Source organism: Pseudomonas yamanorum, from assembly GCF_013386765.1.
GTDB lineage: Bacteria > Pseudomonadota > Gammaproteobacteria > Pseudomonadales > Pseudomonadaceae > Aquipseudomonas > Aquipseudomonas yamanorum_A.
In genome coordinates this window covers 25,263-33,756 of record NZ_JACARE010000058.1, presented here as the reverse complement: position 1 = coordinate 33,756, position 8,494 = coordinate 25,263, and the positions used below count along the sequence as shown (strand labels likewise).

General features: G+C 59.7%; 7 protein-coding genes. 2 read left to right on the top strand and 5 right to left on the bottom strand.

Going from position 1 to position 8,494, the window contains the following annotated elements; translation table 11 throughout:
• The 5 genes from HX875_RS30705 to HX875_RS30685 form a co-directional block, all read right to left on the bottom strand.
• Nucleotides 1-1,487, bottom strand: a 1,487-nt coding sequence (locus HX875_RS30705) for a type VI secretion system Vgr family protein (RefSeq protein ID WP_177048569.1), incomplete at its 3' end; no start/stop codon positions are given.
• Nucleotides 1,488-1,675: 188 nt separating this feature from the next.
• Nucleotides 1,676-3,208 (bottom strand): DHA2 family efflux MFS transporter permease subunit, encoded by a 1,533-nt coding sequence (locus HX875_RS30700; RefSeq protein WP_010166975.1) that lies wholly within the window; start codon nt 3,206-3,208, stop codon nt 1,676-1,678.
• Between the two features lie 64 nt (nt 3,209-3,272).
• A complete protein-coding gene (locus HX875_RS30695) occupies nt 3,273-4,490 on the bottom strand; it encodes an HlyD family secretion protein (protein WP_177048567.1) in 1,218 nt (405 codons plus the stop codon).
• Nucleotides 4,491-4,505: 15 nt separating this feature from the next.
• On the bottom strand, nt 4,506-5,969 hold the full coding sequence (locus HX875_RS30690) for an efflux transporter outer membrane subunit (RefSeq protein WP_177048566.1): 1,464 nt from the start codon (nt 5,967-5,969) through the stop codon (nt 4,506-4,508).
• Nucleotides 5,966-6,439, bottom strand: coding sequence for a MarR family winged helix-turn-helix transcriptional regulator (locus tag HX875_RS30685; protein ID WP_177048564.1), 474 nt, complete (start codon nt 6,437-6,439; stop codon nt 5,966-5,968). Before HX875_RS30685 ends, HX875_RS30690 begins: the two co-directional genes overlap by 4 nt.
• Before the next feature lie 211 nt (nt 6,440-6,650).
• On the opposite strand from HX875_RS30685, the gene HX875_RS30680 reads away from it, so the two are divergent.
• Both HX875_RS30680 and HX875_RS30675 read left to right on the top strand, forming a co-directional pair.
• Nucleotides 6,651-7,385: a fimbrial biogenesis chaperone gene (locus tag HX875_RS30680; RefSeq protein WP_256348208.1), complete on the top strand. Its 735-nt coding sequence runs from the start codon at nt 6,651-6,653 to the stop codon at nt 7,383-7,385.
• A 20-nt stretch (nt 7,386-7,405) separates the two neighbouring features.
• Nucleotides 7,406-8,386: a fimbrial protein gene (locus HX875_RS30675; RefSeq protein WP_177048561.1), complete on the top strand. Its 981-nt coding sequence runs from the start codon at nt 7,406-7,408 to the stop codon at nt 8,384-8,386.
• Nucleotides 8,387-8,494 lie beyond the last annotated feature (108 nt).

Sequence of the window (8,494 nt, the reverse complement as noted above, 5' to 3'; positions counted from 1 at the left end):
TTGCGTTTGTAGTTGCGCAAGGTCACATGGTCCTCGCGCCGGCTATCGTGCAAGGCATGGGCGATGTAGGGACGGTCCGGGTCGCCTTGCTCAAACGCGATAGCCACTTCGGTGCCTGCTATCAGCGGTAGGTGCAGGCCATGGGTGTCACCAGCGTACGGACGGGCCAGGCGCAGCCACATACTTTCCTGGCCGGGCTTCCAGGTGTCGCGGTCGAACAGGAAATTGACCCGGTAGCGCCCTTCCAGGTCGATTTCGGCGTACGGGTCGTTGGCCTGCCGGCTGGTGACACGGGCCGGGACGGTGCCGGCGATTTGCGGTTTTTTCTTGAGATCCGGGCGGAAGCACACGGTCTCCGAGTAGGGAATGGCCTTAAAGCTGACGTCGAAACTGCGGTCGCGGGCCGCGCGGGTGGTCAGTTGCGTAATCACCGCGCCGGGAGCAAAAGCCTGTGGCGCGCCGCCGGAGATTTTGAGTACCTGCGCAGGAGCCAGGGTGGCGCTGCTGCTGTCGCCGCTGAGTTGGGTCTGGCCATTGAGGTAACGTTCGTGGCGCAAACGGGCGTAGAAGTAGCCGCTTTCGCTTTGCAGGTCTTCGTCAAAGGCGTAGCGGTCGCCCATGACTGTGTAAGGTTCGGCGTAGTGATAGGCCTCGCCGTAGGTGGTGGTGGCGCCACGGGTTTGGTCGATTTCCCCGTTCAGGTGGGCGTGGGCCACGCGGTGGTGGTAGGTGCGGATATTGACGTGCTGTTCCACCACCTGATGGCTGGATTGCAGGTTCCACACGCCATCTTGCCCGGTGCTGCTGAGCCCGGATTGTGGGCGGTAGGCAAGCTCGACATTGAATTGGTAGTGGCGTTGGTCGTCGTGGAATTCCACCACCTCGATGTTCAGGCGTTCATCGCGGGTGAAGCGGTACCAGATGCCCACATCGGCCAACAGGCGGGTGATGAAGGCCAGATCGCTCTCGCCGTACTGCATGACCTGGTCGCGCTTGGGGTAGTCGCGCACCAGGTTGAAGAAGAAGTCCTGACCTTCAAAGTCGTGGCGGTTGCGCAGGATGCTTTCGACGATCTGCGGGACGGATTGGTGTTGGTAGATGCGGAACTGCTGGCCTCGCCCCAGCAGGGCAAAGTGGGGTTCCAGGGTGATTTCGTAGCGGGCCTCATCAACGGAACCGGAGAGGCGTTTGAAGCCGGTGACCACGCCATGCAGCGTGCGCAACTGCCTGGCAGGCGGCGGGATGAAACCGCGCATCGGCGATTGCTGCGGTGCGCTGTACAAGCTGAACGTGGCGTTCTGACCGAGCATTTTCTCGACAGCGATGTCGCGGGCGGTGCTGGTGAACTCGACACGGTAGTTGAACAGTTCGCTCAGGCCTTCGGTGCCCTCGAAGGCCAGGACGTCGAGTACTGCATCAACGTTGCGAACGGTGAGTTTATGGCGGCTGTGGTCGAAAAACGGGAAGGGTGATGCGCTGGAGGTCATGCCTTTTCATCCCTGGACTTTGCGAGAGGCCAGAGAGTAAAGACTTGCTATCGGTGATTAATGTCAGAAGGTTCCTCTTTACCAGCAGGGAGCTTCCCAATTCGGATTTAGCGTTGCATGAGCCGTTAGAAACAGGCGGCCAAATGTGGGAGCCAGCTCCCACATTTTGGCCGAGTTCGGCCTTTCGATCAGTGGCCTGAAGCCTCCGGCCCCGCCTTCGCCGCAAACGGCGGTTTCGCCAGCCACACAATCACGATCAAGGCCATGAACATCCACCCCAGCAACGTGAAGTAGTCCACGGTGGACATCATGTACGCCTGGCTGGTGAGGATCTGGTCCAGTTGCGCATAGGCCTTGTGCCCTGCCCCACCGAGCGCTTGCAAGGCGTCCCGGGTGGCCGAGTCGTAGGTGGTCATGTTCTCGCTCATGTAGGCATGGTGCTGGTCCGCCCGGCGAATCCAGATCCAGGTGGTCAGCGATGCCGCAAAGCTGCCGCCCAGGGTCCGCAGGAAGGTGGCCAGGCCCGCACCGTCGGCAATTTGCGCCGGCGGCAGGTCGGACATCAGGATGCTCAAGGTCGGCATGAAGAACAACGCCACGCCGATGCCCATGAACAGCTGCACCAGGGCGATGTGCGTGAAGTCCACTTCATTGGTAAATCCGGCCCGCATGAAGCAACTCAGGCCAATCGCGAGGAACGCCAGCCCCGCCAGCAGGCGCAGGTCGAACTTGTGCGCGTACTTACCCACAAACGGCGACATCAATACCGGCAGGATCCCGATCGGCGCCACCGCCAGGCCCGCCCAGGTGGCGGTGTAGCCCATCTGGGTTTGCAGCCATTGCGGCAGGATCAGGTTGATCCCGAAGAAGCCCGCATAACCCAGTACCAACACAATCGTGCCGATCCGGAAGTTGCGGTAGGCGAACAGCCGCAGGTTGACCACCGGGTGCTCGTCGGTCATTTCCCAGATCACGAACACCGCCAGGGCGATGGCCGAGATCACCGCGCCGATGATGATGAAGTTCGACTCGAACCAGTCCAGGTCGTTGCCCTTGTCGAGGATGATCTGCAAGGCACCGACGCCGACAATCAGGCTCAGCAGGCCGACGTAATCCATCGGCTGGTAGCTGGTAACCACCGGGCGTTTCTTCAGTTGGGAACGCACCACCATCACCGCAAAGATGCCGATGGGTACGTTGATAAAGAAGATCCACGGCCAGCTATAACTGTCGGTAATCCAGCCGCCGAGGATCGGCCCGGCAATCGGCGCCACCACCGTGACCATCGCCAGCAACGCCAGGGCCATGCCGCGCCTGGCGGGGGGATAGACCGCGATCAGCAGCGTCTGGGTCATCGGGTACAACGGGCCGGCCACCAGGCCTTGCAGCACCCGAAAGCCGATCAGCTCGGGCATCGAGGTGGAGATGCCGCAGAGAAACGAGGCCAGCACAAACAGGATGGTGGCCCACAGAAACAGCTTCACCTCGCCGAAGCGACGGCTCAGCCAGCCAGTCAGCGGCAGCGCAATCGCGTTGCTCACCGCAAACGAAGTGATAACCCAGGTGCCCTGCTCCGAACTCACGCCGAGGTTGCCGGAAATCGTCGGCAACGCCACGTTGGCGATGGTGGTATCGAGCACCTGCATGAAGGTCGCCAGGGACAAGCCGATGGTGGCCATCAGCAAGCTGGGCGGCGTGAAGGAGGCGTTAGCGTTACTCATCGCGAATCCTGTGCAACATGATGGGCGCTACGGCCGCCGGGGCCGTAGCTGATGGATTGGCGAATCAGCGCTGGGCAGCCTTGGGAGCGGCGACGCTGTTGTCATGGATCAGTTGGGTGATCATGGCGTCGGCTTCGGCCAACTGGCGGTCGTACACATTGGTGGTGAACGAGGCCTTTTGCGGCGCCTGCTGGGCCAGTACCGGGCCGCTCTGGTCGTGCAGGTCGACGTTGACCACGGTGGACAAGCCCACCCGCAGCGGGTGCTTGGCCAACTCGTCGGCGTTCACATGGATACGCACCGGCACCCGTTGCACGATCTTGATCCAGTTACCGGTGGCGTTCTGCGCCGGCAGCAAGGCAAACGCGCTGCCGGTGCCTGCGCCGAGGCTGTCGACGGTGCCGCTGAATTTCACGTCGCTGCCGTAGATATCAGATTCGATATCCACCGGCTGGCCGATGCGCATATTGCGCAGCTGGGTTTCCTTGAAGTTGGCGTCGATCCACAGTTGATCCAGCGGAATCACCGCCATCAGCGCGGTGCCCGGCTGAACCCGCTGGCCCAGTTGCACGGTACGCTTGGCCACATAGCCGGTGACCGGTGCGATCAAGGTGCTGCGGGCGTTGGTGAGGTAAGCCTGGCGCAACTGCGCGGCGGCGGCCTGCACGTCCGGGTGGGACGAAATCACCGTGTCATCCACCAGGGCGCTGGTGGTCTTGAACTGTTGTTGCACGTTGGCCAAGGCGTTCTGCGCCGAGGTCAGGTCGTCGCGGGCGTGGGACAGCTCTTCCTGGGAAATCGCCCCGCCGGCAGCGAGGTTCTTACGCCGGTTGTAGTTGTCCTGGGCCTTTTGCACGTTGGCTTGTTGCGCCAGCACCTGGGCTTTCATGCCATCGACGTTGCTGTACAAGCCACGCACCTGGCGCACGGTGCGGGCCAGGTTGGCCTGGGCACTTTGCAGGCCGACGGCTGCGTCGTTGGGGTCAAAGTTGATCAGCACCTGGCCTTCATGCACCAGGTCGCCATCATCGGCACCGATGCTCACCACAGTGCCGGTCACCAGCGGGGTGATTTCCACCACGTTGCCGTTGACGTAGGCGTCGTCGGTGCTTTCGCTGAAGCGGCCATACAACTCATACCAGCCCCACACGCCCACGGCGCCGAGGATGACGATCAGCGCCAGGACAAACAGCATGACTTTGCGTTTGCGCGGGTTGCTGGTGTTGGGTTGTTCAGCCTTGTTTGTTTCAGGAGCGTTGTTGCTGGTTTCGGCAGTGGCCATGACAAGTACCTTGAATTATTCAGTGCGCGTGGCTGGGGTGGTCGAGGCCACGTTATCGGCGTGGAAACCGCCGCCCAGGGCCTGCATCAGTTGAATCGAAAGATCGATTTGCTCGGCATTCAGGGTGGCCAACTGACGTTGGGCCTGGAGTAATTGCTGCTCGATGCTGAGCACGTCCAGGTAATTCCCGATGCCTGAGCTGTAACGCTGCACCCCGGTGTCGTAGGACTGCTGGGCAATGTCCGCAGCATGTTGCTGGGCCTGGATCTGCCGGCCGGTCTCGCGCAATTGCACGAGGGTGTTGCCGATATCGCCCAAGGCTTGCACCAGGGTTTTGTTGTACTGGGCCACGGCCAGGTCGTAGTCGGCGTCGCGGGCATCGAGGTCGGCACGCAGGCGGCCGCCGTCGAAGATCGGCAGCGAGATGGTCGGCGCAATGCTGAAGAAACGGCTGGCCGAACCAAACATCGCGTCACCCAGCAACGACTCGGCCCCGGCGCTCGCGCTCAGGTTGAGGTTGGGGTAGAAGCGGGTCTTGCTGGCCGCGACGTTCTTGCTCGCCGCCTCCACACGCCAGCGTGCGGCGATCAGGTCCGGACGACGGCCCACCAGTTCGGCAGGCAACACCGACGGCACGGCAACAGCGCTCGGCTTGAGCACGTTGGGGCGTACCAGTTCGCTGCCACGGTCGGGGCCTTTGCCGAGCAACACCGCGAGGGCGATCTTGGCGCTCTGCAGTTGTTTTTCGGCATCGATCAGTTGCGACTGGGAGCTGGCTTCCAGGCTTTCGGTTTGCTGGTACTGGTACTGGCTGTCGATCCCGGAGTTCAGGCGACGCTGGCCCAGGTCGAGCATTTGCCGGGTGCGCTTGAGGTCATCATTGGCCAGGTCACGCACGATATGGGCCTGGCCCAGGTCGCTGTAGGCCTTGGCGACGTTGGCCGCCAGGGTCAGGCGCGCGGCCTGTTGGTCGACTTCGGCGGCGCGAGCCTGGCCCAGTGCCGCTTCCCAGGCGGCACGCTGGCCACCCCACAGGTCGAAGTTGTAGTTGAAGCTGGCACCGATGTTACGCACGGTGGCGTAGGCATCGCCCTGGCCCAACGGGTCCTGGTCCCTGGCCAGGCGCGAACGGCTCACACCGGCGCTGGCATCCAGGGTCGGCATGCGCTCGGCGTCGGCGGCATAGGCCGCGGCTTCGGCCTGGTGGGCACGGGCGCTGGCCACTTGCATGTCGGGACTGTTTTGCAGGGCTTCCTGGATCAGGCCGTCGAGCTGTGGGTCGCCGAGGCCTTTCCACCAGTCGGCGGTCGGCCAGGCAGCGGTGGACAGGGTGACGCCGCTGAGGGATTTGCCGGTTTGCAAGGTGTTGGCTTCGAGGCGTTTGCCTTCTGTGTTCAAGCCGCTGAAATTGGCACAACCGGCCATAGTCATGGCCACCAGCACAAGGCTGAGGCCGGCACGCAAGGAGCGATTGTTCATGCACCACCTACCCGCTGAATGGTGATGGGGTCACCCGCAGCTATCAGAATTTTCTTCAAGATTTTTTCCAGGGTTTGCAATTCACCCGGCTCCAGCGCGCCCGCCAATTGGTTCAGCGCCTGGGCGCCGATCTCCGGCAGCATGTCGGCTACGCGCTGGCCTTCCGGGGTCAGTACCAACTGCACCTGGCGCCGGTCCTGCTCGGAACGCTTGCGCGCCAGCAGGTCCTTTTGCTCCAGGCGGTCGAGCATGCGGGTCATGGAGCCGCTGTCCAGGGACAGGTTGCGGCACAGCTCGGCCGGGGTGTCGACGCCGTACTGGGCCATGATGATCAACACCTTGAACTGCGCGGCCGTGATGCCGTGGGGCTCCATGTGGGTGTCGATGATCTTGTCTTTAAGCAGCGCAGCCCGACCCAGCAGCAGGCCGAGGTGGCAGTTGTGGAAGTTTTCGGGGGTGAAGTGCTTCATCGTGATCAGCCTATTAACTGCCTAAGCAGTGAATGTGTGTCACGATGTTACTGCCTAGGCAGCGAATGTCAAACAAATAATTAGCTTGCTTTCTAATTGGCGGACAACTGGTTGTCGGTCCGGGCTGCGCCACGCACCGGTGAATGGGCATTCCCGGCCTTTTAGGGATCGTCTGATACTTATCACGCCCCAGCCCGGACATGATTGAGTCATGCGATTGACTCTCAAAACACGCCATAAGCCCCGCCCGCTCACATTCAGTGCCGGCGTGCTCCTGGCATTCATGCTCAACACGACTGCCCAAGCCGAAATCAGCTTCGACGGCTACACGCGCTTCATCTTTGAAGCCGAGCAGCGCCAGATAGCCGTGATTCTGGTCAATGAAAGCAACGAATCGGCACTGGTCCAGGTCAAGCTCGGCTGGGGCGAAGCCCAGGACACCCGGACGCTGCCCATGGCCTTGTCGAAGCCGCTGCTGATGATTCCAGGGCAAAGCAATGCATCGGTCGATGTCCTTTACCAGGGGGCAGGCCTGCCGACTGACCGGGAGTCGTTCTTTTTGTTGAAGGTCTTGCAGGTACCGAAAAAAAACAGCAAAGAAAACCTGGTTCCCATCGCGCTGCAGCACAATCTGAAGCTGTTCTACCGGCCGAAGTTACCCAGTTCGCCCGAGGAGGCAATTAACACCCTTCACTGGTCACAATCGGGCTCAGCCACTTACCAGGCCCGCAACGACTCACCTTATTACCTTACTCTCACCGAAGTGAGTCTGCGGGGTCCGAAGGGCGTCGCCTGCGGAAAAACCATTGATCATTTGATGATTGCACCATCTTCTATATACGAACTTCCAATGGCTACCTGTGGCAGACCGGTACACGAGGTAACTTACTGGTTTATCAGTGACGGTGGAGTTCCCCACGCTTATCGAAACGAAGTCCACCGGTGACCGATCCAAGAGGCTCCAGGATGACTATCAAAAAACTGACTTTAATGGGCTGCTTATTTTTGACAGGCCTCCCTGACGGCTATGCCATGATTTGCAGAACCGCCAATTCAAAAGTGATAAAAGACACCCTCACGATTACTGAGACCATCACTATCCCAAACTCAGTGGCTGCGAAAACAATACTCTGGCGCCAACCCGTACAAAATGTTGATCTCGAGTGCTGGGTAGACGTACAAGGATCGCCAACCGAAAACGTATTTCTCTATGCGAAGAATATCGACCTGGGACCAGACATTGAGACGGGCGTCACATTTCAGGGCAACGACTATTTTTCTTCCACCAACGCCAAAGTGGATACCGGTTGGTCAATAAGTGGTTGCCCTATTGGAACAGTCTGCGGTTCGCAAACAGTGCAAAAGACCCTGACATACTCAATTTTCTTCGCTAAGAAATCGGATCCTGGTGTGCCTAAAGACGGGCCTGCGGCTAATGTAAGTGCTTTTTTAGCCTTCCAACTTGATGGGAAGGGAGGGACCCGACCCAGCAACGAAACTTACAACGTCACCGCCAGAGGAATGAAGTTCAGGTATTTACCCTGCCAACCCAAAATCAGCATTACTCCAAGTGCCATCGACTTTGGTCCTATAGAACCTTATAACGCCAAAGATGGCGCCACGATAAAACAGGTTCCGTTCACCATCAACGAAGATCGTACTTGTAACGCTGTCTACGGCCTGAACGCCAAACTGGAACCCCTGACGTCGACACTGTCTTCAGACAAGAGCACTCTAATCCCCGACGACAATAACTCGGTCGGCATAAAAATCATCAACAGTGACAATCAACAGCCCATCGAGTTTAAAAAAGAGTTTTTATTGATACCCGAAACGCTCTCAATGAAAAACTCCCGAGCCTTCGTTGCTCGACTGATATGGATGACTGCATCACCCACACCCGGTGCTTTTAATGCGGGCGCTATTTTGAATGTCTATTACCGATAGCGTGAGGTCTTTTTCTCGGAACATATCGTGATCAACGCGCACATCAACGTCCGGTCTTGACCCACGGCAACGCGGGTGTAGAACACATGAAACTTTAAGGATCGTCTG